This window comes from Mycobacterium sp. Marseille-P9652, assembly GCF_902652685.1.
In the GTDB taxonomy this organism is placed as follows: Bacteria; Actinomycetota; Actinomycetes; order Mycobacteriales; family Mycobacteriaceae; genus Mycobacterium.
Genome location: NZ_CACRUY010000013.1, coordinates 62,095 through 87,093 on the forward strand (window position 1 = coordinate 62,095; position 24,999 = coordinate 87,093).

General features: G+C 70.5%; 20 protein-coding genes. 10 read left to right on the forward strand and 10 right to left on the reverse strand.

From position 1 onward, the window contains the following. Positions 1 to 17: 17 nt before the first annotated feature. Complete coding sequence (locus GPY60_RS26590; protein WP_197283620.1) at positions 18 to 173, forward strand: hypothetical protein; 156 nt, start codon at positions 18 to 20, stop codon at positions 171 to 173. A 135-nt stretch (positions 174 to 308) separates the two neighbouring features. Here the strand turns inward: GPY60_RS26590 and GPY60_RS10135 are convergent, their stop codons facing one another. Both GPY60_RS10135 and GPY60_RS10140 read right to left on the reverse strand, forming a co-directional pair. Then, the gene (locus GPY60_RS10135) at positions 309 to 797 is read right to left on the reverse strand and encodes a flavin reductase family protein (RefSeq protein WP_156687564.1); all 489 of its coding nucleotides are present in this window, start codon (positions 795 to 797) and stop codon (positions 309 to 311) included. A gap of 5 nt (positions 798 to 802) precedes the next feature. Beyond that, positions 803 to 1,861 (reverse strand): isopenicillin N synthase family dioxygenase, encoded by a 1,059-nt coding sequence (locus GPY60_RS10140; RefSeq protein ID WP_156687533.1) that lies wholly within the window; start codon positions 1,859 to 1,861, stop codon positions 803 to 805. A gap of 158 nt (positions 1,862 to 2,019) precedes the next feature. Here GPY60_RS10140 and GPY60_RS10145 point away from each other — a divergent pair, with 158 nt between their 5' ends. After that, positions 2,020 to 3,855, forward strand: a complete 1,836-nt coding sequence (locus tag GPY60_RS10145; RefSeq protein WP_156687534.1) for an acyl-CoA dehydrogenase — start codon at positions 2,020 to 2,022, stop codon at positions 3,853 to 3,855. 383 nt (positions 3,856 to 4,238) lie between these two features. On the opposite strand, the gene GPY60_RS10150 is transcribed toward GPY60_RS10145, so the two are convergent. After that, a complete protein-coding gene (locus GPY60_RS10150) occupies positions 4,239 to 5,549 on the reverse strand; it encodes an acetyl-CoA C-acetyltransferase (RefSeq protein WP_156687535.1) in 1,311 nt (436 codons plus the stop codon). 160 nt (positions 5,550 to 5,709) lie between these two features. Here GPY60_RS10150 and GPY60_RS10155 point away from each other — a divergent pair, with 160 nt between their 5' ends. Both GPY60_RS10155 and GPY60_RS10160 read left to right on the forward strand, forming a co-directional pair. Further along, positions 5,710 to 7,074 (forward strand): 3-oxoacyl-ACP reductase, encoded by a 1,365-nt coding sequence (locus GPY60_RS10155; RefSeq protein WP_156687536.1) that lies wholly within the window; start codon positions 5,710 to 5,712, stop codon positions 7,072 to 7,074. Positions 7,075 to 7,084: 10 nt separating this feature from the next. After that, positions 7,085 to 7,930 (forward strand): MaoC/PaaZ C-terminal domain-containing protein, encoded by an 846-nt coding sequence (locus GPY60_RS10160; protein WP_156687537.1) that lies wholly within the window; start codon positions 7,085 to 7,087, stop codon positions 7,928 to 7,930. Between the two features lie 161 nt (positions 7,931 to 8,091). Here the strand turns inward: GPY60_RS10160 and GPY60_RS10170 are convergent, their stop codons facing one another. From GPY60_RS10170 to GPY60_RS10180, 3 genes are read right to left on the reverse strand one after another with little or no spacing between them, the layout of a single operon-like run. Continuing rightward, the gene (locus GPY60_RS10170; protein ID WP_156687538.1) at positions 8,092 to 9,339 is read right to left on the reverse strand and encodes a chloride channel protein; all 1,248 of its coding nucleotides are present in this window, start codon (positions 9,337 to 9,339) and stop codon (positions 8,092 to 8,094) included. Between the two features lie 60 nt (positions 9,340 to 9,399). After that, entirely contained in the window at positions 9,400 to 10,026 is a 627-nt protein-coding gene (locus GPY60_RS10175; protein ID WP_156687539.1) for a TetR/AcrR family transcriptional regulator, read from the reverse strand. 40 nt (positions 10,027 to 10,066) lie between these two features. Next, positions 10,067 to 11,218 (reverse strand): glycoside hydrolase family 3 N-terminal domain-containing protein, encoded by a 1,152-nt coding sequence (locus GPY60_RS10180; RefSeq protein ID WP_156687540.1) that lies wholly within the window; start codon positions 11,216 to 11,218, stop codon positions 10,067 to 10,069. A gap of 131 nt (positions 11,219 to 11,349) precedes the next feature. Here GPY60_RS10180 and GPY60_RS10185 point away from each other — a divergent pair, with 131 nt between their 5' ends. The 4 genes from GPY60_RS10185 to GPY60_RS10200 all read left to right on the forward strand — a co-directional run bounded on the left by GPY60_RS10185 (position 11,350) and on the right by GPY60_RS10200 (position 17,636). Next, positions 11,350 to 11,592 carry a DUF2613 domain-containing protein gene (locus GPY60_RS10185; RefSeq protein ID WP_156687541.1) on the forward strand — a complete coding sequence of 81 codons (243 nt, stop codon included), beginning with the start codon at positions 11,350 to 11,352 and terminating at the stop codon, positions 11,590 to 11,592. A 91-nt stretch (positions 11,593 to 11,683) separates the two neighbouring features. After that, positions 11,684 to 11,857: a DUF2613 domain-containing protein gene (locus GPY60_RS10190; protein ID WP_156687542.1), complete on the forward strand. Its 174-nt coding sequence runs from the start codon at positions 11,684 to 11,686 to the stop codon at positions 11,855 to 11,857. 109 nt (positions 11,858 to 11,966) lie between these two features. After that, a complete protein-coding gene (locus tag GPY60_RS10195; protein WP_156687543.1) occupies positions 11,967 to 16,145 on the forward strand; it encodes an alpha-(1->3)-arabinofuranosyltransferase domain-containing protein in 4,179 nt (1,392 codons plus the stop codon). 48 nt (positions 16,146 to 16,193) lie between these two features. Then, positions 16,194 to 17,636 (forward strand): lipase maturation factor family protein, encoded by a 1,443-nt coding sequence (locus tag GPY60_RS10200; protein WP_156687565.1) that lies wholly within the window; start codon positions 16,194 to 16,196, stop codon positions 17,634 to 17,636. Here GPY60_RS10200 and GPY60_RS10205 read toward each other — a convergent pair. Further along, positions 17,604 to 18,836: a PE-PPE domain-containing protein gene (locus tag GPY60_RS10205; protein ID WP_156687544.1), complete on the reverse strand. Its 1,233-nt coding sequence runs from the start codon at positions 18,834 to 18,836 to the stop codon at positions 17,604 to 17,606. The genes GPY60_RS10200 and GPY60_RS10205 overlap by 33 nt on opposite strands. Positions 18,837 to 19,049: 213 nt before the next feature. After that, the gene (locus GPY60_RS10210) at positions 19,050 to 20,696 is read right to left on the reverse strand and encodes an acetolactate synthase large subunit (RefSeq protein WP_156687545.1); all 1,647 of its coding nucleotides are present in this window, start codon (positions 20,694 to 20,696) and stop codon (positions 19,050 to 19,052) included. Positions 20,697 to 20,777: 81 nt separating this feature from the next. Here GPY60_RS10210 and GPY60_RS10215 point away from each other — a divergent pair, with 81 nt between their 5' ends. Then, entirely contained in the window at positions 20,778 to 22,193 is a 1,416-nt protein-coding gene (locus tag GPY60_RS10215) for an NADP-dependent succinic semialdehyde dehydrogenase (RefSeq protein WP_156687546.1), read from the forward strand. A gap of 10 nt (positions 22,194 to 22,203) precedes the next feature. Here GPY60_RS10215 and GPY60_RS10220 read toward each other — a convergent pair whose 3' ends face one another. Continuing rightward, the gene (locus GPY60_RS10220; protein WP_156687547.1) at positions 22,204 to 23,145 is read right to left on the reverse strand and encodes a R2-like ligand-binding oxidase; all 942 of its coding nucleotides are present in this window, start codon (positions 23,143 to 23,145) and stop codon (positions 22,204 to 22,206) included. Further along, a complete protein-coding gene (locus GPY60_RS10225) occupies positions 23,142 to 23,825 on the reverse strand; it encodes a TetR/AcrR family transcriptional regulator (protein ID WP_156687548.1) in 684 nt (227 codons plus the stop codon). The genes GPY60_RS10220 and GPY60_RS10225 overlap by 4 nt, the downstream gene beginning before the upstream one ends. A 201-nt stretch (positions 23,826 to 24,026) precedes the next feature. On the opposite strand from GPY60_RS10225, the gene GPY60_RS10230 reads away from it, so the two are divergent. Next, entirely contained in the window at positions 24,027 to 24,992 is a 966-nt protein-coding gene (locus GPY60_RS10230; protein WP_156687549.1) for an NHL repeat-containing protein, read from the forward strand. Positions 24,993 to 24,999 lie beyond the last annotated feature (7 nt).

The following is a 24,999-nucleotide window of genomic DNA, read 5'->3' on the forward strand; positions in this document are numbered from 1 at the left end:
CGGGGTACCCGACACCCATGCGAGGTACCACCAGCGTCAACGAGATCCGAACCGCGATCCGCGAGTTGTCCGTCCGCGCCGACGTCGCGCGCCGGGAGGGCCGGCACGACGACGCGGCCGAGATCGAGCGGCGCATCGCCGGCTATCGGGACGAGCTCGGGCGTCGGCCCTAGCCGCCCGGTCGCGCACGAGCCTGCGCGTAGCGCGACGAGCCTGCGCGCATGGCGTCGTGCGGGCTCAATTGGCGCAGTGGACGCGGGCTCGGTGCGGCGGATGCAGGCCGGGTGCGCCAGCCGGCTCGTACGCGGTCAGACCCCGAGGCGCCGGAATGCGCTGCGGTGGAACACGATCGGGGCCACCTCGGCGTCGATCGTCACCTCGCTGACCCGCAGCACGACGATCGTGTGATCGCCCGCCGGGATCAGCTGCTCGATTGCGCTCTCCAGCCACAGGCCGGTGCCCTTGATGAACACCGCGCCACTGTCCCTGGACACCGTCTCCAGGCCGGCGAACCTGTCGCCGGTCTTGGCGGCCAGGGTGCGGGCCGCCTCGTCGTGCGATTCGCCCAGGACGCTGATGCCGAGCATCGGCGCGCTCTTGAGCTTGGGCCACGTCGTCGAGGTGTTCTGCACGCAGAACGACACCAGTGGGGGTTCCAGCGAGACCGGGACGAAGGTGCTGGCCGCCAGGCCTTCCCGGTTTCCTTTCACCTCGGCGGCGATGGCCACCACCCCGGAGGGGAAATGGCCGAAGGCCTCGCGAAGCGTGGACGGTGTCAGGTTCTTGTTCGGGTTCACCGTGGTCATTCGCCTTTTGCGTTGCCCCTCGAGCCGGAATTCTCGGATCCGACCCTACCCGCCGAATAACCGTGCGCGGCGGCCACGTCCGGGTGGGCGCGCAGCCTGCTCTTCCAGGCGTTGCGCCCGTACACCGAGAAGATCGGGTCCGCCGGGTCCTCGACGGGTTTGGCGCGGGCCGCGAGCTCGGGCGGCAGCGTGAGCACCGGTATCCGGGCGTCCAGCCGCGGATTGAAGAAGTACGCCACCGAGATCCGCTCGGCCGCCGACTCGTCCAGGACCACCCGGTGCTCGGTCGCCCTCAGGTAGCCGCCGGTCGCGATCTCGAGCAGCTCGCCGATGTTGACGATGAACGCGCCGGCCAGCGGCGGCACGTCGACCCACTCGCCCGTCGCCGTGCGCACCTGCAGGCCCCGGCTGCCCGGCTCGGCGAGGAGCAGCGTGAGCACCCCGGCGTCGCGGTGCGCGCCCACCCCCTGCGAACCCGCCGCGCGGGCCGGGTAGCGGATGATCTTGATCAGCGTGGCCGGAGCGTCGGCGAATGCGGCGTCGAAGACGTCCGGCGGGCTGCCGAGCGCGGCGGCCCAGTGCCGCAACAACGTGCGCGCCACCGATGACAGCGCCGCGTCCCACTCGGCGACGACGGCGGGCAGCTCGGGCAGCGCGGCCGGCCACTGGTTCGGGCCCTGCAACCACAGGTAGTCCGGCCGCCCGGGGCCGGCGATCGCGGCGCGTTCCGGGCCGATGTCGATCTGCTCGCGCCAGTCCACCTCGCCGCGGGTCAGCTCGCCCCCGAGGCGGGTGTAGCCGCGGAAGTGCGGGCTGCGCACCATCGCCACCGCGTCCTTCTCGGCCTGCGGCAGCGCGAAAAGCCGCCGTGCGACCGCGAACATGCGGGCGATCAGCCGATCCGGCACGCCGTGTCCGGTCAGGTAGAAGAAACCCACCTCGTGGGCGGCCCGGCGCAGGCGCTGGCGCAGCTGATCGGGCGCGGACCGCAGATCCACCACGGGTACGGCGGTGACGTCCGCCACCTCGCCGTCACCGCTGGTCAGAGCTCCCATACGACGCTTCCCAACCGGTTGGTTAATTAGACGATGAAATTTAGGTCACACTCGCTTGCGTTGGACAGTCCGTCAGGGATATTTTGACAGAGTTACTGGTGGGTAACTTAGACCTAGTACCCAACCATCGAGTGGCATTCTCAACGAGGAGGACCGTAGTGAGCCACTACAAGAGCAACGTCCGCGACCAGGTGTTCAACCTGTTCGAGGTTCTGGGCGTTGACCAGGCTTTGGGCGCCGGCGAGTACAGCGACATGGACGCCGACACCGCAAAAGAAATGCTTTCCGAAATCAGCCGGCTGGCCGAGGGGCCCGTCGCCGAGTCGTTCGTCGAGGGTGACCGCAACCCGCCGGTCTTCGACCCCGAGACCCACTCGGTGACGCTGCCCGAGCTGTTCAAGAAGTCCGTTCGCGCGGTCGTCGACGGCGGCTGGGACAAGGTCGGCATCGACGAGGCCCTCGGCGGCGTGCCGATGCCGAAGGCGCTGCTCTGGGCGCTGCACGAGCACATCCTGGGCGCCAACCCGGCGGTCTGGATGTACGGCGGTGGCGCGGGCTTCGCCAACATCCTGTACCACCTCGGCACCGAGGAGCAGAAGAAGTGGGCCGTCATCGCCGCCGAGCGCGGCTGGGGCTCCACCATGGTGCTCACCGAGCCGGACGCCGGCTCGGACGTCGGCGCAGGCCGGACCAAGGCGGTGCAGCAGGAGGACGGCTCCTGGCACATCGACGGGGTGAAGCGGTTCATCACCTCGGCCGACTCCGGTGACCTGTTCGAGAACATCTTCCACCTGGTGCTGGCCCGCCCCGAGGGCGCCGGGCCGGGCACCAAGGGCCTGTCGCTGTTCTTCGTACCGAAGTTCCTGTTCGACTTCGAGACGGGCGAGCTGGGCGAGCGCAACGGCGTGTTCGTGACCAACGTCGAGCACAAGATGGGCCTGAAGGTCTCGGCGACCTGTGAACTGTCCTTCAGCCAGCACGGCGTTCCCGCCAAGGGCTGGCTGGTGGGCGAGGTGCACAACGGCATCGCGCAGATGTTCGAGGTCATCGAGCAGGCCCGCATGATGGTCGGCACCAAGGCGATCGCCACCCTGTCGACCGGCTACCTCAACGCGCTGGCCTACGCCAAGGAGCGCGTGCAGGGCGCCGACATGACGCAGATGACGGACAAGACCGCGCCGCGGGTGACCATCACGCACCACCCCGACGTGCGCCGGTCGCTGATGACCCAGAAGGCCTACGCCGAGGGTCTGCGTGCTCTTTACCTGTTCACCGCGACCTACCAGGACGCGGCGGTCGCCGAGACGATCCACGGCGTGGACGCCGACCTGGCGGTCAGGGTCAACGACCTGATGCTGCCGGTGGTCAAGGGCGTCGGCTCGGAGCAGGCGTACGCCAAGCTCACCGAGAGCCTGCAGACGTTCGGCGGGTCCGGCTTCCTGCAGGACTACCCGATCGAGCAGTACATCCGGGACGCTAAGATCGACTCCCTTTACGAGGGCACCACGGCCATCCAGGCGCAGGACTTCTTCTTCCGCAAGATCGTCCGCGACAAGGGTGTGGCGCTGGCCCACGTGTCGGAGCAGATCCAGAAGTTCGTCGACAGCGAGTCCGGCAACGGCCGGCTGAAGACCGAGCGCGAGCTGCTGGGCAAGGCCCTGGCCGACGTCCAGGCGATGGCCGCGACGCTGACCGGCTACCTGATGGCCGCGCAGGAGGACGTGACCAGCCTGTACAAGGTGGGTCTGGGTTCGGTGCGCTTCCTGATGAGCGTCGGCGACCTGGTCATCGGCTGGTTGCTGCAGCGTCAGGCCGCCGTGGCCGTGGCCGCGCTCGACGCGGGCGCCAGCGGCGCCGAGCGGTCCTTCTACGAGGGCAAGGTCGCCGTGGCGTCGTTCTTCGCGAAGAACTTCCTGCCGCTGCTGGCCAGCACCCGCGAGGTGATCGAGACGCTGGACAACGACATCATGGAGCTCGACGAGGCCGCCTTCTAATCGCACAACGCCGAAATCCCCCGCCTTCCGGGCGGGGGATTTCGCGTCTGAAGGGAAGCGGGCCCGAGCCGTCGAGTCTGCGTTCAGCGCGAGTTTTCGGTCTATTTGGCGCACTGGGTGCAGGCTCGGCGCGCTGGGCGCGGGCTCGGCGGGGCGTTGTAAGGTCCGGGCACGAAAAAGACCGCCGCTGGATCCCCTCAAACCAGCGGCGGTCCTTTTCGTACGCCCGGCGGCATCAGCAACCGGCGGGCGGTCGACTTAGGGGAGGCCCCGTGTTGTCGTCGGGGTCGGGGGGTCAGACCACAACACGGAGCCGTCCACGCTGCTGCATACCCTCGTCCCGCTCATGCCTAACTCCCTGTGACCAAGTTCATCGCCCACCATCAGGCCTCGACGATCGCGGCGACGCCCTGGCCGCCGGCGGCGCAGATCGAGATCAGACCACGCACCGGCTTGCCGCCGTTCGCCGCCTTCTTCTCGGCGAGCTGCTTGGCCATCTGCGCGAGGATGCGCCCACCGGTGGCCGCGAACGGGTGCCCGGCCGCCAGCGACGAACCGTTGACGTTGAGCTTGGACCGGTCGATCGACCCCAGGGCGGCGTCCAGGCCGAGCCGCTCCTTGCAGTAGTCCTCGGACTCCCACGCCTGCAGGTGCGCCAGGACCACCGACGCGAACGCCTCGTGAATCTCGTAGAAGTCGAAGTCCTGCAGGTTCAGGCCGTTGCGGGCCAGCAGCCGCGGGACGGCATACGTCGGCGCCATCAGCAGGCCGTCGCGACCGTTGACGTAATCGACCGCGGCGGTCTCGGCGTCCACCAGGTAGGCCAGCGGGGTCAGGGACCGCTCGGCGGCCCAGTCCTCGCTGGCCAGCAGCGCGACCGAGGCGCCGTCGGTCAGCGGGGTGGAGTTGCCCGCCGTCATCGTCGCGTCGCCCGCCTTCACCCCGAACACCGGGCGCAGAGAGGCCAGCTTCTCCACACTGGCGTTGGGCCGCAGGTTGTCGTCGCGGTAGACCCCGAGGAACGGCGTGACGAGGTCGTCGAAGAAGCCGCGGTCGTAGGCGGCGGCCATGTTGCGGTGGCTGGCGACCGCCAGCTCGTCCTGATCGACGCGCTTGATGCCCATCTCCTTGGCCGTGATGGCGGCGTGCTCGCCCATCGACAGGCCGGTGCGCGGCTCGCTGTTGGCCGGGATCTCCAGCCCGATCGTGGCGGGCAGCGTTCCCACCAGCTTCAACCGCTGCACGTTGGACTTGGACCGGCGCAGCTTGAGCAGCTGGCGCCGCAGGTTGTTGCCGAGGCCGATCGGGGCATCGGACGTGGTGTCCACGCCGCCGGCGGCGGCCACCTCATAGCGGCCGGACGCGATGCCGTCGGCGGCGGCGATGGCCGCCTGCAGGCCGGTGCCGCAGGCCTGCTGGATGTCGAACGCCGGTGTGTACGAGGACAATTCGGATCCGAGCACGCACTCGCGAACCAGGTTGAAGTCGCGGCTGTGCTTGAGCACCGCGCCCCCGACCACCACGCCGAGCCGCTGGCCGGCCAGCCCGAACCGGTCAACCAGACCGCCGAGGGCCGCCGTGAACATGTCCTGGTTGGACGCCTCGGCGTACGCGCCGTCCGATCGGGCGAACGGGATCCGGTTTCCGCCGAGCACGGCGACACGTCGTCTGGTCTCGGAACGTTCAGGGGCCACTGTTTTTCTCCGTCTCGGGTCTCGTTCGTCTCCGGGGGGTACATGAGTAGGCGTCGGCCGTCTAGGGCCATAATACCCATTGTTCTTACTCTCAAGTAAGTTCGCCCCCGATACGGTTGCCCTAGAACCTCAACCCCAGCACGACACGGAAGGCAGCTCAGTGGCTCCCAAAGTTTCGTCCGATCTGTTCTCGCAGGTGGTCAACTCCGGCCCCGGCTCGTTCCTCGCCAAGCAGCTCGGCATCCCCCAGCCCGAGACGCTGCGCCGGTACCGGCCCGGCGAGCCGCCGCTGGCCGGGTCTTTGCTGATCGGGGGCGAGGGCCGCGTCGTCGAGCCGCTGCGGGCGGCGCTCGACCTGGACTACGACCTGGTGGGCAACAACCTGGGCGGGCGCTGGGCCGACAAGTTCGGCGGGCTGGTGTTCGACGCCACCGGCATCACCACACCCGCCGGCCTCAAGGGGTTGTACGAATTCTTCACGCCCGTCCTGCGCAACCTGGGCCACAGCGCGCGCGTCGCGGTGGTGGGCACCACGCCCGACGCCGCGTCGAGCACCGACGAGCGGATCGCGCAGCGCGCCCTGGAGGGCTTCACCCGCTCGCTGGGCAAGGAGCTGCGCAACGGCGCCACCGTGCAGCTGGTGTACCTGTCGCCGCACGCCAAGCCCGCCGCCACGGGCCTGGAATCGACGATGCGGTTCATCCTGTCCGGCAAGTCCGCCTACGTCGACGGGCAGGTGTTCTACGTCGGCGAGGCCGACTCCACGCCGCCGGCCGACTGGGACCGCCCGCTGGACGGGAAGGTCGCCATCGTCACGGGCGCCGCGCGCGGCATCGGCGCCACGATCGCCGAGGTGTTCGCCCGCGACGGCGCCCGCGTCGTCGCGATCGACGTCGAGTCCGCGTCCGAGACGCTCGCCGAGACCGCCAGCCGGGTGGGCGGCACGGCGCTGTGGCTCGACGTCACCGCCGACGACGCCGTGGACAAGATCGCCGAGCACCTGCGCGACCACTACGCGGGGCACGCCGACGTCCTGGTCAACAACGCCGGCATCACCCGCGACAAGCTGCTGGCCAACATGGACGACGCCCGCTGGGACGCCGTCCTGGCGGTGAATCTCCTTGCGCCGCTGCGGCTCACCGAGGGGCTGGTCGGCAACGGCAGCATCGGCGAGGGCGGCCGGGTGATCGGCCTGTCGTCGATGGCCGGCATCGCGGGCAACCGCGGGCAGACCAACTACGCCACCACCAAGGCGGGGATGATCGGGCTCACCCAGGCGCTGGCGCCGGGGCTCTACGAGAAGGGCATCACGATCAACGCCGTCGCGCCGGGCTTCATCGAGACCCAGATGACGGCCGCCATCCCGCTGGCCACCCGCGAGGTCGGTCGCCGGCTGAACTCGCTGCTGCAGGGCGGCCAGCCGGTCGACGTCGCGGAGGCCATCGCCTACTTCGCCAGCCCGGCGTCGAACGCGGTGACGGGCAACGTCATCCGCGTCTGCGGCCAGGCCATGCTGGGCGCGTGAGGGTGACGCGATGAACCAGCCAAGCGGCCTGAGGAACATGCTGCGCGCGGTGGCCGGGGCGCTGCCGGTGGTGTCGCGCGGCGGCCAGGTGCCCACCCGGACGGTCACCATCGACGAGTTGGCGATCGACCGCGCCAACGTGGCGGAGTACGCAGAGGTCACCGGCCTGCGCTACGGCAATCACGTGCCCCTCACCTATCCCTTCGCGCTGACGTTCCCCGCGGTGATGTCGCTGGTGACGGGCTTCGACTTCCCGTTCGCGGCCATGGGCGCGGTGCACACCGAGAACCACATCACCCAGTACCGCCCGATCGCCGTTACCGACACCGTGGGCGTGCGGGTGCACGCGGAGAACCTGCGCGAGCACCGCAAGGGCCTGCTGGTCGACCTGGTCACCGACGTCAGCGTCGGCAGCGAGACCGCCTGGCACCAGGTGACGACGTTCCTGCATCAACAGCGCACCAGCCTGTCCGACGAGCCGAAGCCGCCGCCGGAGAAGCGGCCGAAGCTGCCCCCGCCCAGCAGCGTCCTACGCGTCAGCGCGGGACAGATCCGGCGCTACGCGGTCGTCGGCGGCGACCACAACCCGATCCACACCAACCCGATCGCCGCGCGGCTGTTCGGGTTCCCGACGGTGATCGCGCACGGGATGTTCAGCGCCGCGGCGGTGCTGCCGAACATCGAGGCCCGGTTCCCCGACGCGGTGCGCTATTCGGTGCGGTTCGGCAAGCCGCTCGTGCTGCCGGCCACCGCTGGGCTCTACATCGAGCAGGATGACGAAGGCTGCTGGGACATCTCGCTGCGCAACCTCGCCAAGGGTTATCCGCACCTGACGGGGACGGTCCGACCGCTCTAGCCAGATGGCGGCGACCCGCGTCGCCCGGCTTCGCCGCGCTCGCGATCGCCTCTAGCCAGATGGCGGCGACCCGCGTCGCCCGGCTTCGCCGCGCTCGCGATCGCCTCTAGCCAGATGGCGGCGACCCGCGTCGCCCGGCTTCGCCGCGCTCGCGATCGCCTCTAGCCAGACTGCCTGCGTCCGAGCGCCAGCACCTTCAACCCGTGGGCGCCGCAGGCGGTGGTCAGGAAGACGAAAAACAGCCACAGCGGGGGCCGGGCGAGTTCCCAGACGAAGATGGCGGCCCAGATCGGTGACCCCTGGGTGATGCCCAGCACGCCGGCCGCACCGGCCAGCGAGACGGCCGCGACGTGCAGGTGGGAGCCGACGGCCCAGTTCATCGCCAGCACGAGGACCGATCCCGCCGCGGCACCGGTCGCCAGCGAGGGCGTCAGCATTCCCCCGGCGCCGCCGGCGCGCAGGAACAGCGCGGTGAGCAGCGGTTTGAGCAGGAGGATTGCCGCGGCGGCCGACAGGGTCATCCCGCTGGCCAGACTGACGGTCAGGATGCTGCGGCCATTGCCCGGCAGCTCCGGCCACCGGTGCGAGCACACGCCCATCACCAGCCCGGCGCCGGCCAGCGCGGGAACCAGCACCCACGTCCGTCTGGTGGCGGCCGGGCGTGCCGCCGCCATCAGCCGATTGAATGCCAAGCCGACCGCCAGGGTCACCGGCGCGAGGATCAGGGCGTGGGCGGTCAGCAGGTACGACGACTCGCCCTGCGGCCAGGTCAGGGAGGACTGGTCGTGCGTGACCGCCGAGCCGACCGCGACGGCCAGGCTGGACGTGATCAGCGCAGCCCCCAGCGCACGCGGATGCCACGTCTTCAGCATGATGCGCACGGCGAACAAGGCCCCGCCCAGCGGGACGGCGTAGACGGCCCCCAGGCCCGCGCCGGCCGCGCAGGCCAGCAGGATTTCCCGGTCGCGGCCCGACAGGCGCTGAAGCCAGCCGGTCGCGAGGTCGCCGAGCGCCGCCGCGAACTGGCGCGGCGCCCCCTCGCGGCCGAGGGACGCCCCGCTGCCGACGAGCAGCACCTGCAGCGCGGCGTCGATGCTCCACGCCCGGCGCGGAACGGGGTCGCGGCGCGCGATGGTGTGCGCCAGCGGCGGCACCTCGGCGCGGCGGCGCAAAATCCACCACCCCAAGCCGGCCAGCGCGCCGCCGACCATCGGGCCCAGGATGCGGCGGGTGGGGCTGCTGCCCGCGATTCCTTCGAGCAGCGTGCCGAACGTGTAGTGGTACGTCGCGTGTTCGACGAAACGCAGCAGCCACGTCGTCGCCAGCCCGGCGACCCCGGCCAGCAGCCCGACGATGACGACGGCGCAGAAGAACTCGACGTTGCGCGACGAGTGTGAAACCGGCTTCACCCTCGTCGCCCACCGTGACGTTGGCTGCACGTTCGTGGGTCGACGGCAGCCGGCATGCGGCTAACCCGCGGCCGCGGCCGAGGCGGCTTCCCGCTCCTCCGGGCCGCCGCGCAGGCCGTGCCAGAACAGGTCGATCATGAGCTCGGCCGCCTCGTCGACGTCGATGTCGCCGGCGCTGAGCCGGGTGGCCATCGCCTCGCCGGCTCCCACCAGCGCGACGCCCATCAGCTCGTACTCGCGCTCCGGCCGCGGGACGCGGCTGCCCGCCCGCATCAGGCCGGCGACGATTTCGATGATCTGCTCGCGGCCCTCGCGGACCATGTGGGCGAACGCCTGGGAGCTGATGGCCTGGGTGTACATTACGATCCACGACGCACGGTTGGCGTCGATGTAGCGCAGGAACGACCCGATCGCGTTGCGCAGCAGATCCTTTGGGCCCTGCGTGAAGTCGATGTCGGCGCGCACCACGTCGATGAACCGGGTCATCTCGCGGTTCAGGCAGGCGCCGAACAGGTCCTCCTTGGAGCCGTAGTACAGGTACAGCATCGGCTTGGAGATCTGCGCCTCGGCGGCGATGGCGTCCATCGAGGTCTCGTGATAGCCGTTGACGGAGAACATCTGCACGGCCGCGTCGAGCATCTGCTGCTCGCGGACAGCACGCGGTAACCGCTTGGTGCCACCCGCCATTCGCTTCCCTTTCAGAACACTCTTACTCAAGGGTAAGCAATCAGTGGCCGCACTTGGGGCTTTCGCCCTTCATCCGGGTCAGCCGCCCCAGCGCCTCGTCGACCGCCGGCATCTGCAGCTGCCCGGAGTCCAGCGCCTTGACCAGGCCGTCGAGCACCGCCGGCACCTCCTTGGTGGTGACCCACAACGCGACGTCGGTGCCGGCCTGCAGCGTCCGCAGCACGGCCTCCGGAACGTCGTACTTGTCCGAGATCGCCCCCATGCTGGAGAGGTCGTCGCTGAAGATGGGCCCGTCGAAAGGCCTGCCGCCGTAGCCGTTTCCGGTGCGCAGCATCTGCACGGCCTCGCGGCTCAGGCTGGCCGGCAGGTCGCCCGTCAACCCCGGCACCTCCAGATGGCCCACCATCGCCCCGGCGGGGACGACGCCCACCAGGTTGCGGAAGGGGACGAGGTCGACGTCCTGCATCTGGTCAAGCGGCGGCGTCACGACGGAGCCCTTGTGGGTGTCGCCGGAACCGCGGCCGTGGCCGGGAAAGTGCTTGAAGACCGGCTCGATCCCGGCGTCCCGCAGCCCCTGGGCGTAGGCCTTGCCGAAGTCGGTGACCCGCTGCGGGTCCGCGCCGAACGACCGGTCGCCGATCACGCTGTCGTCGGGGGCGTTGGTGACGACGTCGATGTCGGGCGCGAAGTCGACGGTGATGCCGAGGTCGTGCATCTTTTTGCCCCGGTCCAGCTCGAGGTCGTGGACCTGCTCCGGCGTCATGGTCTGGGCGAGCTGCTTGGGTGACGGTGCGTCGCCGATCCGCTTCTTCAGCCGCGAGACCCGGCCGCCCTCCTCGTCGACGCTCACGGCCAGGGCGAGCGGGCCGGCGCCGTTCTTGATCTCGGCCAGGGGGCCGTCGAAGATCGACTGGTCGGTCCAGCTGCCGATGAAGATCCCGCCGACGTGCTGTTCGCTGACGACGGCCCTGGCGTCGTCGGCGTTCTTCACGCCGACCATCAGCAGTTGAGCGAGCTTGTCGCGCGGCGGCAGCGCGGTGACGTCGCCGCAACTGGGCGGCGGGTGGGCGGGGGTGGTGGCTTTGGTCGACGACGCGGCCGGCGGCCGCGCGCCGTGGTGGCCGCAGCCCGCCACCAGCGCCACCGAAGCCGATGCGGCGACGAGCACGGCGAGGATGCGGGGGAAGGCCATCGGGCCATGGTTTCAGGCCAGGAACCGCGGGCGGCCATCGGGGCGCGCCGACGGCGTTTCTTGCCCGGCCGGCACGGCAACCCCCTGTTACGTTGGCCAGCGCACCCTTTGACTGGCAGGGAGGAGCCAGGATGAGTGGGCTGACGTTGGCGGCGGCGGCCAGCGTCGCCGTGGGGTTGTCGATCGGCGCGGCGGCGACGGTTGGGGTCACGCTCGCGGCCGACCGCCACAGCGCGGCACCGGCGCGCGGCCCGGCGGTCCCGGCCGGACCCAATCTCGTCGAATACGGCGATCGGTGTTTCCACGGGCACTGCCTGCCGTGCGACAGCAAGGCGAGCTGCCTGAACGAGCTGCCGCCGGCGCTGCGTCCCTAGCTTCGGGGCGGCCGCGGGCGGTTCTGCTAGGTTGGCGCTAGGTCGCCACGACGTAGTCGCGAAAGACCGCCAAGCCCCGAAGGAGCCCTCGATGAACCGGATCGTTGCGCCCGCCGCCGCGAGCGTGCTGGTCGGTCTGTTGCTCGGCGCGGCCGCCATTTTCGGGATCACCTTGATGGTGCAGCAGGACACGAAGCCGCCACTTCCCGGGGGCGATCCGCAGTCGTCAGTGCTCAACCGGGTCGAGTACGGCAACCGTAGCTAGCGGCGATCGCAAGCGCGGCGAAGCCGGGCGAAGCGGGTCGCCGCTCATCTGTAGCCCGGCCAGGACTAGGGCCGGGGCTCCGGCCGCCGATCCCTCGCCGGTCGCGCCTCTGTCACGCCGGTGGTTGTGGCTGGTGGGCGCAATCGCCCTGGTGCTGGCGTTCTTTCAGTCGCCGGGGCAGATATCCCCCGACACCAAGCTCGACCTCACCGCCAACCCGCTGCGGTTCCTGGCGCGTGCCACCAACCTGTGGAACAGCGAACTGCCATTCGGCCAGGCGCAGAACCAGGCCTACGGCTACCTGTTCCCGCACGGCACGTTCTTCCTTGCCGGCCACGCGCTGGGCCTGCCGGGCTGGGTGACGCAGCGACTGTGGTGGGCGCTGCTGCTGACGGTCGGGTTCTGGGGCCTGCTGCGGGTCGCCGAGGCGCTGGGCATCGGCAGCACGCCGTCGCGCGTGATCGGCGCGCTGGCGTTCGCGCTGTCGCCGCGGGTGCTGACCACCCTGGGGTCGATCTCGTCGGAGACCCTGCCGATGATGCTGGCGCCCTGGGTGTTGCTGCCGACGATTCTCGCCCTGCGGGGCACGGCGGGCCGGCCGGTGCGGGTGCTGGCCGCGCAGGCGGGAGTGGCCGTGGCGCTGATGGGCGCGGTCAACGCGATCGCGACCCTGGCCGGGTGCCTGCCGGCGGTGATCTGGTGGGCGTGCCACCGGCCGAATCGGCGCTGGTGGCGCTACACCGGTTGGTGGGCGGTCGCGCTGGTTCTGGCGACGCTGTGGTGGGTCGTGGCCCTGACACTGTTGCGGGCCATCAGCCCGCCCTTCCTCGACTTCATCGAATCCTCCGGCGTCACCACGCAATGGTCGTCGCTGACGGAGATCCTGCGCGGCACCGACAGTTGGACCCCGTTCGTCGCGCCGACCGCCACCGCGGGCGCGCCGCTGGTGACGGGGTCGGCGGCCATCCTGGCGACCTGCCTGGTCGCGGCCGCCGGCCTGGCCGGTCTCGCCAACGCGGCGCTGCCGGCCCGGGGGCGGCTGGTCACCATGCTGCTGGTGGGCGTAACGCTGATGGCCGCCGGCTACAGCGGCGGGCTGGGCTCCCCCTTCGCCCACGAGGTGCAGGCGTTCCTCGACGCGTCCGGCGCGCCCCTGCGCAACGTGCACAAGCTCGGGTCGGTCATCCGCATCCCGGTCGCGTTGGGCATCGCTGCGCTGCTGAGCCGGGTTCCGCTGCCGGGCAGCGCGCCGGCGCGCGTGTGGGTGCGGGCGTTCGCCCACCCGGAACGCGACAGGCGGGTGGCGGTGACGGCCGTGGTGCTGACCGCCCTGGCGGTCGGCACGTCCCTGGCGTGGACGGGCCGGCTCGCCCCGCCGGGGACGTTCCGCGCGATACCCCGCTACTGGCAGGACGCCGCCGACTGGCTCACCGCGCACAACACCGGGACGCCCGCGCCCGGGCGGGTGCTGGTGGTCCCCGGGGCGCCGTTCGCGACCCAGGTCTGGGGCAACAGCCACGACGAGCCGCTGCAGGTGCTCGGCAGCGGCCCGTGGGGGGTGCGCGACTCGATCCCGCTGACCCCGCCGCAGACCATCCGGGCGCTGGACTCGGTGCAACGCCTGATCGCGGACGGGCGGCCGTCGGCCGGCCTGGCCGATACCCTTGCGCGGCAAGGCATTTCGTATGTGGCCGTCCGCAACGACCTGGACCCCGAGACGTCTCGGTCGGCGCGCCCGATCCTGGTGCACCGCGCCATCGAGGGGTCACCCGGCCTGCAGAAGGTGGCGCAGTTCGGCGCGCCGGTGGGCCCGGGCACGCTGGCCGGCTTCGTCGCCGACAGCGGGTTGCGGCCGCGCTACCCGGCGGTCGAGATCTTCCGCGTCGGCGCGCCGGGCGATCCCGGGGCGCCCTACTTCGCCGACGCGGGCGCCCTGGCCCGCGTCGACGGCGGGCCCGAGGTGCTGCTGCGCCTCGACGAGCGTCGCCGCGTGCTGGGCCGGCCGCCGCTCGGGCCGGTGCTGATGACGGCGGACGCCCGCGCCGCGGGCCTGCCCGCGCCGGACATCACCGTCACCGACACGCCGCTGGCCCGCGAAACCGACTACGGCCGCGTCGACCAGCACTCGTCGGCGATCCGGGCGCCCGGCGACCCCCGCCATACGTATAACCGGGTGCCCGACTACCCCGTGCCCGGCGCCGACCCGGTGCCCGGCGCCTGGTCCGGCGGGCGGATCACGGTGTCGAGCTCGTCGGCGGACTCCACCGCGATGCCCGACGTCGCGCCGGCCACCTCGGCCGTCGCCGCGGTCGACGGGGACCCGGCCACCGCGTGGGTCTCCAATTCGCTGCAGGCGGCCGTCGGGCAGTGGCTGCAGGTGGATTTCGACCACCCGCTGACCAACGCCGCGATCACGCTGACCCCCAGCGCGACGGCCGTCGGGGCCCAGGTCCGCCGCATCCTGGTCGAGACCGCCAACGGCAGCACGACGCTGCGGTTCGACGAGCCCGGTAAACCGCTCGCGGCCGCGCTGCCCTACGGGGAGACGCCGTGGGTGCGCATCACCGCCGCCGGCACCGACGACGGCTCGGCGGGCGTGCAGTTCGGCATCACCGACCTGTCCATCACCCAGTACGACGCGTCCGGCTTCGCCCACCCCGTCGACCTGCGGCACACCGTGGCGGTGCCCGGGCCGCCGTCCGGGTCGGCGGTGACGGGCTGGGACCTCGGGTCGGACCTGTTGGGCCGGCCCGGCTGCGCCCGCGGCCCCGACGGCGTGCACTGCGCCGCGTCGATGGCCCTGACGCCCGAGGAACCGGTCACCTTCAGCCGGACGCTGACGGTGCCGGCGCCGACGTCGCTGACACCGGTGGTGTGGGTGCGCCCCCGGCAGGGCCCCCGGCTCGCCGATCTGGTCGCCGAGCCGGGCACCACCCGCGCCCGCGGCGACTCCGACCTGGTGGACGTACAGGGCTCGGCGTACGCGGCCACCGACGGCGACCCGGCGACCGCGTGGACCGCACCGCAGCGAGTGGTCCAGCACAAGACCGCGCCGTCCCTCACCCTCACACTGCCGCGGCCCGCCGAGGTCGCCGGCCTGCGGCTGACCCCTAGCCGGTCGACGCTGCCGGCCCACCCGACGATGGTGGCCGTCAACCTCGGCGACGGGCCGCAGGTGCGGCAGCTCGAGGGCGACCAGCCGCAGACCCTCGCGCTGCGGCCCCGGGTCACCGACACCGTCAGCGTCAGCCTGCTCGACTGGGAGGACGTGATCGACCGCAATGCGCTGGGCTTCGACCAGCTCAAGCCGCCGGGGCTGGCCGACATCGCGGTGCTGGGCGGCGACGGCAACCCGATCGCACCGGCCGACGCCGGCCGCAACCGCGGCCGGCAGGTCACCGTCGACTGCGAGCACGGGCCCGTCATCGCGGTGGCGGGCCGCTTCGTGCACACCGCCATCCACACCACCGTCGGCGCGCTCCTCGACGGCGACCCGCTGGCCGCGGTGCCGTGCGAGCGCGACCCGGTCGAGCTGCCGTCGGGCCGGCAAGAGCTGCTGATCAGCCCGGGCGCCCAGTTCGTGGTCGACGGGGCCGAGCTGACGGGCCCCGACCAAATATCCAGCGCGGCAACGGCTCCCGCGTCGACCGGCGCCTGGACCGAGGCCCGCCGCGAGGTGCGGGCGTCGCCGTCGGCCACCCCCCGCGTGTTGGTCATCCCCGAAAGTGTCAACCCCGGGTGGGTCGCGCGCACCGCCACCGGCGCCCGGCTGACGCCCGTCGCGGTCAATGGCTGGCAGCAGGGCTGGGTGGTTCCCGCGGGCGACCCCGGCACCATCACGCTGACGTTCGCCTCCAACGGGCTCTACCGCGCGGGCCTGGCCCTCGGGCTGGCGCTGCTGCCGCTGCTGGCCGCGCTCGCCTGGTGGCGCAGGGACCGCGACGACGACGACCCGCCCGCGCGGCCGTGGGCGCCCGGCGCCTGGGCGGCGGGCGGAGTGCTGGCGGCCGCGGCCGTCATCGCGGGGTTCGCCGGTGTCGCGGTGGTCGCGGCGGCGCTCGGGTTGCGGTGGGGGCTGCGCGAGCCGTGGCGGTCGCGGGTGACGGTCGGGCTGAGCGCGGGCGGCCTGATCCTGGCGGGGGCGGCGCTGTCGCGGCATCCGTGGCACTCGGTCGGCGGCTACGCCGGCCATACGGCGAGTGTGCAACTGCTGGCGCTGATTTCGCTGGCGGCGGTCGCGGCGTCGGTCGTCACGGCGCCCGGGAGGCATCGGCGCGACGCGGAATAGCCTTGGCCGCCGGGTTATCGGCTGGTTGAGTGGCTATACGTGACGGGCATGGGATGGTTCTCGGCACCCGGATACTGGCTGGGCCGGCTGGTGCTCGAGCGCGGCGTCGCGGCCGTCTACCTGATCGCGTTCGTCGGGGCCGCCGCGCAGTTCCGCGCGCTCATCGGCGAGCGCGGCATCCTGCCCGTGCCGCGGTTCCTGGCGGGACGGTCGTTCTGGCAGGCGCCCAGCGTCTTTCACCTGCGCTACTCGGATCGGCTCTTCGCGGGCGTCTCGTGGTTCGGCGCGGCGCTCGCGGCGGCCGCCGTCGCCGGCGTGGCCGACCTCGCACCGCTGTGGGCCGCGATGCTGATGTGGCTGGCGCTGTGGGCGCTGTACCTGTCGATCGTCAACGTGGGGCAGGCCTGGTACTCGTTCGGCTGGGAATCGCTGCTGCTGGAGAGCGGGTTCCTGATGGTCTTCCTCGGCAACGACGCCGTGGCGCCCCCGCTGGTGACGCTCTGGGCGGCCCGGCTGCTGCTGTTCCGCGTCGAGTTCGGCGCCGGGCTGATCAAGATGCGCGGCGACGAATGCTGGCGCGACCTGACCTGCCTGTACTACCACCACGAGACCCAGCCCATGCCCGGGCCGTTGAGCTGGTTCTTCCACCACCTGCCCAGGCCGCTGCACCGGATTGAGGTGGCGGGCAACCACTTTGCGCAGCTGATCGTGCCGTTCGGGTTGTTCGCGCCGCAGCCGATCGCCAGTGTGGCCGGGGCGATCGTCGTGGTGACGCAGCTGTGGCTGGTGGCGTCGGGCAACTTCGCGTGGCTCAACTGGCTGACGATCCTGTTGGCGTTCAGCGCGATCGACGACGCGTCGGTGCGCGCCCTGGTCGGTGTGCCGCCGCACCACTGGCCGGCCCCGCCCCAGTGGTTCGCCGGGCTGGTGGTCGGTTTCGGTGCCGGCGTGCTGTTCCTGAGCTACTGGCCGGTGCGTAACATGCTCTCGTCGCGGCAGCGGATGAACATGTCCTTCAACCCCTTTCACCTCATCAACACCTACGGCGCCTTCGGCAGCATCGGGCGCGTGCGCCACGAGGTGGTGATCGAGGGCACCGGCGACGAGCGCCTCGGCCCCGAAACCGTATGGCGGGAATACGAGTTCAAGGGCAAGCCGGGAGACGTGCGCCGGTTGCCGCGGCAGTGGGCGCCCTACCACCTGCGACTGGACTGGCTGATGTGGTTCGCCGCCATCTCCCCCGGGTACGCGCAGCCGTGGCTGGGCCCCTTCTTGCAACGGCTGCTGCGCAACGACGGGCCGACACTGAAGCTGCTGCGGCACAACCCTTTCCCGGACGCGCCGCCCCGCTTTGTGCGGGCGATGTTGTACGAGTACCGCTTCACGACCTTCGCCGAGCTGCGCCGGGATCGGGCGTGGTGGCATCGCGAGCTGATCGGCGGCTACGTCAGGCCCACGTCACGGGCCGAACTGCGGCCAGCCGACCAGTGACCCGTGCGAGAAGTACGGCCCGGCACCCGGCGTCAGGGACGAGTACCCGTCGTCGACGATCGGTTTCAAGAACCCGTTGAGGCCGTCGACGATCGGCTGTGGCACGCCGATCTGCTCGAGCGGCAGCAACATCGGCAGCGTCGGCGACGGGATCATGTAGTCGGTGACCGTGCCCCCCAAAGGCGTTGTCACGCTGGACATCACGACCGCATTCGAGGGGGTCAAGAGTGATGCCGTGTTGTGGTAGTAGAACGCGCCGAACAGCGTGTTGACATCCGCGAGCAGGTTCCACGGCCGGTCGGGCGGATTGCTGAAGAAGTCGTATTGGGGTGAGACGACGCTGACGTCGTACTGGGTGTTGAGCACGGTGTGCGCGGTGTAGTCGATCACCGGAATGGTGAACCCTTCGGGAAGGTAGGTGTTGACCAAACCGACTTCGGGGCTGGAGAACATGGCGAACTTCAGGGCATTCGGCGGCGGAGCGCTCGGGCTGGACGCGAGGAATGCCAACTCCCGGTTGACGACGACGGTTCCCTCGGACAAACCGGCGACGTACACGGGCGAACCGCTGCCGCTGGCGAACGCGTTCATGATCTGGCTGTTGAGCGCCTGTTGCCCCATGGTCACGGCGCTGTTGACCGTGGGGGCGGCCAGGCTCCCGCTCACGATGCCGATGCTCGCCGGGTAGTCGACCACCTGGGAGGTGGTGCCGGGGAACCAGTTCTCCCCGATCGCTCGGTTCAGTGCGTCGTATTCCTGCAGAATCGATGCGGACATCGGCCCCGGCATGCCGATCCCCGAGACGACCAGGCGACCGAGGTACGGCAGCTCGGTGATGAACCTCGGATAGTAGAGCGGTCCCGCGCCGGGGATCGTGATCCTCGTGGCGGCCGCGGCCGTCGGGGCCGCGGCGGCGGCGTTGTCGATCTCGGTGGTGAGGTAGGCGTCGGCGCTTGCCGCCAGCGCGGACTCGAATCGTTGGTGAACCTGTGCCGCTTGCGCGATGGCCGCCTGGTACCAGCGGCCGTGCGCGGCGAACACCGCCGCGATGCCTGTCGACACCTCGTCGACGCCTGCGGTCGCCATCGATGTGGTGGCAGCCGCCGCGGCGGATGCCGCGTCGTTGACCGCCCTTCCGATCCCGGCGACGTCCCCGGCCGCGGCCGTCAGCACATCGGGCGTCGTGACGACATAGGGCACCGATGAGAGGGTACTCGCAACCAGCCCTTTCTACGGCGGCTTTCCCACCTCGCGGTCAGCGAAGGTGTGCCGCCGGTCTCTGAAGGGAGAAAGGTGACTCTCGAAAGCGCTATCACCTCTGCTAGCGGATTCGAAACATGCCTATTGGTCGGGACAGCCGTTCGTGGCTGGCGGGCGCCGCGCGGTGCGGGCCATAGAGCTCGGACGTGGCCGCTACAGCGTCTCGTCCAGCTCGCCCAGCCGGTCGGTGAGCCGCAAGTTGTCGGAGTAGTCGACCGGGCAGCAGATCAGCGAGACCCCGTCGTCGTCGAGCGCGGCCCGCGGCGTCGGCAACAGTTCGTCGGCGCTGCTGATCCGATATCCCTTCGCGCCAAAGCTTTCCGCGTACGTGACGATGTCGGGATTGCCGAAGTTGACGTAGGCGTGCTCACCCAGCTCGAGGTCCATCTTCCACTCGATGAGGCCGTAGCCGCCATCCTCCCAGATGAGCACGACGAGCGGGATCCTCTCGCGTACGGCCGTCTCGATCTCCTGGGAGTTCATCATGAAAGCGCCGTCGCCCACGACCGCCAGCACCTTGACTTCGGGCCGCGCCAGCTTGACCCCGAGCGCGCCGGGCAGCGCAAAACCCATGGTGGACAAGCCATTCGAGACCAGGCAGGTGTTGGGCTCGTAGGTCGGATAGAGCCGGGCCATCCACATCTTGGTGGCGCCGGTGTCGACCAGAACGACGTCGCCGCGGCCCAGCGCGGCCCGGGTGTCCGCCACCAGCCGCGCGGGCGCCAGCGGATAGCGCGAATCCTGCTGTCCCCGTGCGAATTCCTCGGACAGCAACCCGGATCCGGGCACCTCCGGACTCGCCTCGTAGGCGTGACCGGCGAGCGAGTCGGTGAGCGCATCGAGGGAGGCGCTGATGTCGCCGATGATCCCGACGTCCACCGAGTAGTGGGCGTCGACCTCGGCGGGGAAGCGGTGGATGTGGATGATCCTCTTGTCGGCCTGCGGATTGATCCGGACGGGGTCGAACTCCTGGAGCTCGTAGCCGACCGCGATCACCACGTCGGCGTTGTCGAACCCGAAGTTGACGTAGTCGTGGCGCATGAAGCCCAACGTGCCGATGCTGTTCGGGTGGTCGTCGGGCATCACGCCCTTGCCGTGGAAGGTGTTGGCGACCGGGACGCCGATCTCCTCGGAGAACCGGACCAGGGCGTCGGTCGCGCCGGCGCGCGCCGCGCCGTGCCCGGCGAGCAGCACCGGACGCTTGGCGTGCCGCAGGATGTCGACCGCCCGCTCGACCTGCCCCGGGGCGGGGGCGTCGGGGCGAACGACGTTGCGCGGCAGCGGCTTCAGGTCGTAGTCCGCTTCGTCGGCGTCGATGTGTTCCGGTACCGCCAGGTAGACCGCGGCGGGGCGTTCGGTCTCGGCGACCTTGAACGCCTTGCGGAACATCTCCGGTATGGCGCGCGAGGTCGGGATGTCGGCCGCCCAGCGGGTGATGGGCGCGAACATCCGCACCAGGTCGACGTACTGGTGCGATTCCTTGAACTCGCGGTCCTGGCCGACCTGCGCGGAGATCGCCACCAGCGGGGTGCTGTTGGTGGTGGCGTCGGCGACGCCGAGTTGCATGTTGATCGCGCCGGGCCCCAGGGTCGACGAGACCACCGCCGCCCGCCCGGTGACGCGCCCGTACATCTCGGCCATGAACGACGCCGCCTGTTCGTGCCGGGTCAGCACGTAGCGGATCTCCGAGTTGGCCAGCGCCGTCACGAAGCGGATGTTCTCCTCGCCCGGCACCCCGAAGATGACGGCGACCCCCTCGTTCTCCAGGCACTTGATCATCAACTCGGCCGCTTTGGTCATCCGGCACCTCCCTGTCGGGAACGATAGTGGCAGGCTAGGTGTTGGACGTTTTATCAACCCTTAAACGCGAAGGACGTCAACGTGCCCATCGCCACCATCAACCCGGCTACCGGCGAGACAATCAAGACCTTCACCCCGGCCACCGACGACGAGGTCGACGCGGCTATCGCCCGCGCCCACCAGCGCTTCGCCGATTACCGCCGCACCAGCTTCACCCAGCGCGCCCAGTGGGCGAACGCCACCGCCGACCTGCTCGAGGCCGAGGCCGACCAGACCGCCGCCATGATGACCGAGGAGATGGGCAAGACGCTCGCCTCGGCCAAGGCAGAAGTGATCAAGTGCGCCAAGGGATTTCGTTATTACGCCGAGCACGCCGAGGCGCTGCTCGCCGACGAGCCGGCCGACGCCGCCAAGGTCAACGCCGCCAAGGCCTACTCCCATTACCAGCCACTCGGCGTGGTGCTGGCCGTGATGCCGTGGAACTTCCCGCTGTGGCAGGCCGTCCGGTTCGCCGCGCCCGCCCTGATGGCCGGCAACGTCGGCCTGCTCAAGCACGCGTCGAACGTCCCCCAGACCGCGCTGTACCTGGCCGACGTCATCGCCCGGGGCGGCTTCCCGGACGGCTGCTTCCAGACGCTGCTCGTCTCGTCCAGCGCCGTCGAGCGCATCGTGCGCGACCCCCGCGTCGCCGCGGTCACCCTCACCGGCAGCGAACCGGCGGGCCAGTCGGTGGGCGCCATCGCCGGCGACGAGATCAAGCCGTCCGTGCTGGAACTCGGCGGCAGCGACCCCTTCATCGTCATGCCGTCGGCGGACCTGGACGCCGCGGTCAAGACCGCGGTCACCGCGCGGACGCAGAACAACGGCCAGTCCTGCATCGCGGCCAAGCGGTTCATCGCCCACGCCGACATCTACGACGAGTTCGTGGAGAAGTTCGTCGAGAAGATGGAGGCGCTGCGCGTCGGCGACCCGACCGACCCGGACACCGACGTCGGCCCGCTCGCGACCGAGTCCGGCCGCGACGACGTCGCCAAGCAGGTGGAGGACGCGGCCGCGGCGGGCGCGGTGATCCGCTGCGGCGGAAAGCGTCCCGACGGGCCGGGGTGGTTCTACCCACCGACGGTGGTCACCGACATCACCAAGGACATGGCGCTCTACACCGAGGAGGTGTTCGGGCCCGTCGCGTCGGTGTACCGGGCGGCGGACATCGACGAGGCGATCGAGATCGCCAACGCGACGACGTTCGGGCTGGGCTCCAACGCCTGGACGCGCGACGAGGCCGAGCAGCAGCGGTTCATCGACGACATCGAGGCCGGGCAGGTGTTCATCAACGGGATGACGGTGTCCTACCCCGAGCTTCCGTTCGGCGGCGTCAAGCGCTCGGGCTACGGCCGCGAGCTGGCGGGTCTGGGGATCCGCGAGTTCTGCAACGCCAAGACCGTCTGGATCGGCTCACCCGACACCGGCGACTCCGGCAGCGGCAAGAAGGTCGAGTAGCCGGCGAGGTTCAGCCGACTGCCGCCAGCGCCTTCTCGTCCTCGTCGGCGAAGGTGTCCTCGAGTTGCACCGGCGAGTAGTCGAGGTCGATCTCCTCGACCGGCCGCCCGCGGGCGCTGGAGATCGTGCCGAACCGCCGCATCCCCTTGTCGGCGGCGTACTGCGTCATCTCCTCCGGGGAGATGCCGAAGGGCACGTCGTCGCCGTAGAGGGCGAAGCTCTCCTCGGTGACCTTCAGCGCCAGCGGCAGCAGCTCGTTCATCCGCTGCTCGAACACGCCCCAGTTGGCGTCGTCGGCGGCGACGTGGCGCCGGCAGGTGAAGGTGCCCCACGCCATGTGGCGCCGCTCGTCGTCGCTGATGTGGCCGACCAGTCGCTGCATGCCGGGCAGGATGCCCCGGCCGACGCAGATCTTGTGCCACGCGTAGTACCCGGTCAGCGCCAGCATGCCTTCCACGATGTGGTTGTACGTCACGGCCGCCCGGACCTGGGCCGACGGCGACGGGTCGATGGACAGCGCGTGCAGGCACTCGGGCAGCTCGTCGTAGAACATCTGCCGGTACGCCGGAAGGTCGTCGAGGTAGCGGTGCAGGTCGTCTTTGACACCGACCGCGTCGAGCCACATGCGAAACACCTGGGTGTGCTTGGCCTCCTCGAACGCGAATTGGGTCAGGTACATCTCGTCGCCCAATCGGCCCTCGGCCCGCATCGCCGACATGAACGGCTGGATGTCCTCGGTGACCGCCTCCTCGCCGGCGACGAACTCCGCGCACAGGCGGGTGGCGTAGTCACGTTCGAGGTCGGTGAGGCTCTCCCAGTCGGCGCGGTCGCGCGAGAAGTCGATGTCGGCCGGATTCCAGAACTTCGCGTTGCCTCCGGCAAACAGCTTGAGCGGCAAGCTGTCCCAGTTGAGTCCGCCTGCGGCTAGGGCGCCGACGTGGGTCCGTTTCATGTGACCTCCTCCGATCGTTTGACGGGCTGTTTGACCGGCTGGCCCGAGAACGCGGCCGAGAGCACGGCCACGAGCCTGCGCACGGCCAGCGCCGGCTGCTCGGGGCTCGGCTCGTCGAGCCCCAGGATGGGGTCGAGGCCGCGCATGTAGGGGGCGAGCGCCAAGTGCGGGAAGAGCAGCAGCAGCAGCGACAGCAACGCCTCGGTGTCCGCGTCGGCGCGCAGGTCGCAGCGGGCCAGGGCGTCGCGCACCAGCGGCCGCAGCACCTCCAGGTAGTGGCGGTGGATGACGCTGCGCACGCTGACGCGCGCCTCGGTGTCGACCTCCAGCGTCGCCGCGGCGTGCAGCGCGCGCTCGTGCGGGTGCTCGGCGAAGTAGGCCACCCAGGCGTCGAGCAGGTCGGTGAGGAACTCGAAGAACGGCCGGCTCGGGTCGAGCCGGCGGATCAGGTCCTCCATGTAGGAGCGCACCCGCTGGCTGCCGATGTCGGCGATGAACGCGTACAGGTCGCGCTTGTCGGCGAAGTACTGGAACAGGCTGCCCTTGGCCACGCCCGCGCGGCGGGCGATGACGTTGAGGCTGCCGCCGGAGAATCCGTGCGCGCCGAATTCCGACTCCGCGGCCTCGATGATGGCCGCGCGGCGGGCGGGGTCGACGCGCGCCCACGTCACTGTTGGCACTGGGCCCCCTCGGGAATTGATGACCAGTGGTCATCCTACTGTGAGCCACACCACAGTCAAGGGCGTCGCGCCCCAGACGTTAACGACCGGCCAACATCAAGCAACCGCGACAAGATCGACCGGCTGGGATGCCCACAATCTGCGAGGTTTGAAGCGTTAGACAGGCGAAGGACCGTTGGGCGGAAAGGGGGCTGACCGACCGTGATCGACGACGGGCGGGCATCCGCCACCGAAGGCACCGATTCCCCACCGGCGCCGAGCCCTTCGCCGCACCCGGCCACACGCAGGAGATGGCTGCTGCTGGGCGGCGCCGCCCTGGTTGTCGTCCTGGTGGCCGGCGGCATCGGAGCCTGGCTCTTCTCGCGCCACACCCATCAGCGAGGACAGGTCGTGATGCCCTTCGCCGGCATCCGCGAACCCTACGGCGTGGCGGTCGACACGGCGGGCAACGTCTACATCGCCGACGCCAACAACACCAGCGCCGTCTACTCCCCCGACTCCACCTACAACCGCGTGCTCAAGCTGCCCGCGGGGTCGACGATCGCCGCCATCATGCCGTTCAACGGGCTGAAGAATCCCTCGGGCGTGGCCGTCGACAGCGCGGGCGACGTCTACGTCGCGGACACCAACAACAACCGGCTGCTCGAGCTGCCGGCGAGGTCCGTCACCCAGGTCGAGTTGCCGTTCGCCGGCCTGAACGGTCCGACCGACGTGGACGTCGACACCGCGGGCAACGTCTACACCGTCGACGCCAACAACAACCGGGTGCTCGAGTTGCCGTCCGGATCGACGGCCCAGGTCGAGCTGCCGTTCAGCGGCCTGAAGAACCCGGCCGGGGTGTCGGTCGACGCGGCCGGCGACGCCTACGTCACCGACTACGGCAACGACCGGGTGCTCAAGCTGCCGGCGGGGGCGAAGGCCGCCGTCGAACTGCCGTTCGCCGGCGTGGACCATCCCGAGGGGGTGGCGGTCGACCCCCGCGGCAACGTCTACGTCACCGACTATTGGCACAGCCGCGTCCTCGAGCTGCCGGCGGATTCGAACACCTCGGTGGAGCTGCCGTTCACGGGGCTCAGCCACCCCGAGGCGGTGGCGGCGGACGCCGCAGGCAACGTCTACGTCACCGACTACGGCAACGACCGGGTTCTCAAGCTGCCCGCGAAATGAACGCCCG

Excerpts from the sequence above, each read along its gene's own strand:
- GPY60_RS10140 (WP_156687533.1), bottom strand. The coding sequence starts at position 1,861 with ATGGGAGCTCTGACCAGCGGTGACGGCGAGGTGGCGGACGTCACCGCC.
- GPY60_RS10220 (WP_156687547.1), bottom strand. The coding sequence starts at position 23,145 with ATGAAACGGACCCACGTCGGCGCCCTAGCCGCAGGCGGACTCAACTGG.
- GPY60_RS10190 (WP_156687542.1), top strand. The coding sequence starts at position 11,684 with ATGAACCGGATCGTTGCGCCCGCCGCCGCGAGCGTGCTGGTCGGTCTG.
- GPY60_RS10160 (WP_156687537.1), top strand. The coding sequence starts at position 7,085 with ATGAACCAGCCAAGCGGCCTGAGGAACATGCTGCGCGCGGTGGCCGGG.
- GPY60_RS10180 (WP_156687540.1), bottom strand. The coding sequence starts at position 11,218 with ATGGCCTTCCCCCGCATCCTCGCCGTGCTCGTCGCCGCATCGGCTTCG.
- GPY60_RS10210 (WP_156687545.1), bottom strand. The coding sequence starts at position 20,696 with ATGACCAAAGCGGCCGAGTTGATGATCAAGTGCCTGGAGAACGAGGGG.
- GPY60_RS10185 (WP_156687541.1), top strand. The coding sequence starts at position 11,350 with ATGAGTGGGCTGACGTTGGCGGCGGCGGCCAGCGTCGCCGTGGGGTTG.
- GPY60_RS26590 (WP_197283620.1), top strand. The coding sequence starts at position 18 with ATGCGAGGTACCACCAGCGTCAACGAGATCCGAACCGCGATCCGCGAG.
- GPY60_RS10200 (WP_156687565.1), top strand. The coding sequence starts at position 16,194 with ATGGGATGGTTCTCGGCACCCGGATACTGGCTGGGCCGGCTGGTGCTC.
- GPY60_RS10175 (WP_156687539.1), bottom strand. The coding sequence starts at position 10,026 with ATGGCGGGTGGCACCAAGCGGTTACCGCGTGCTGTCCGCGAGCAGCAG.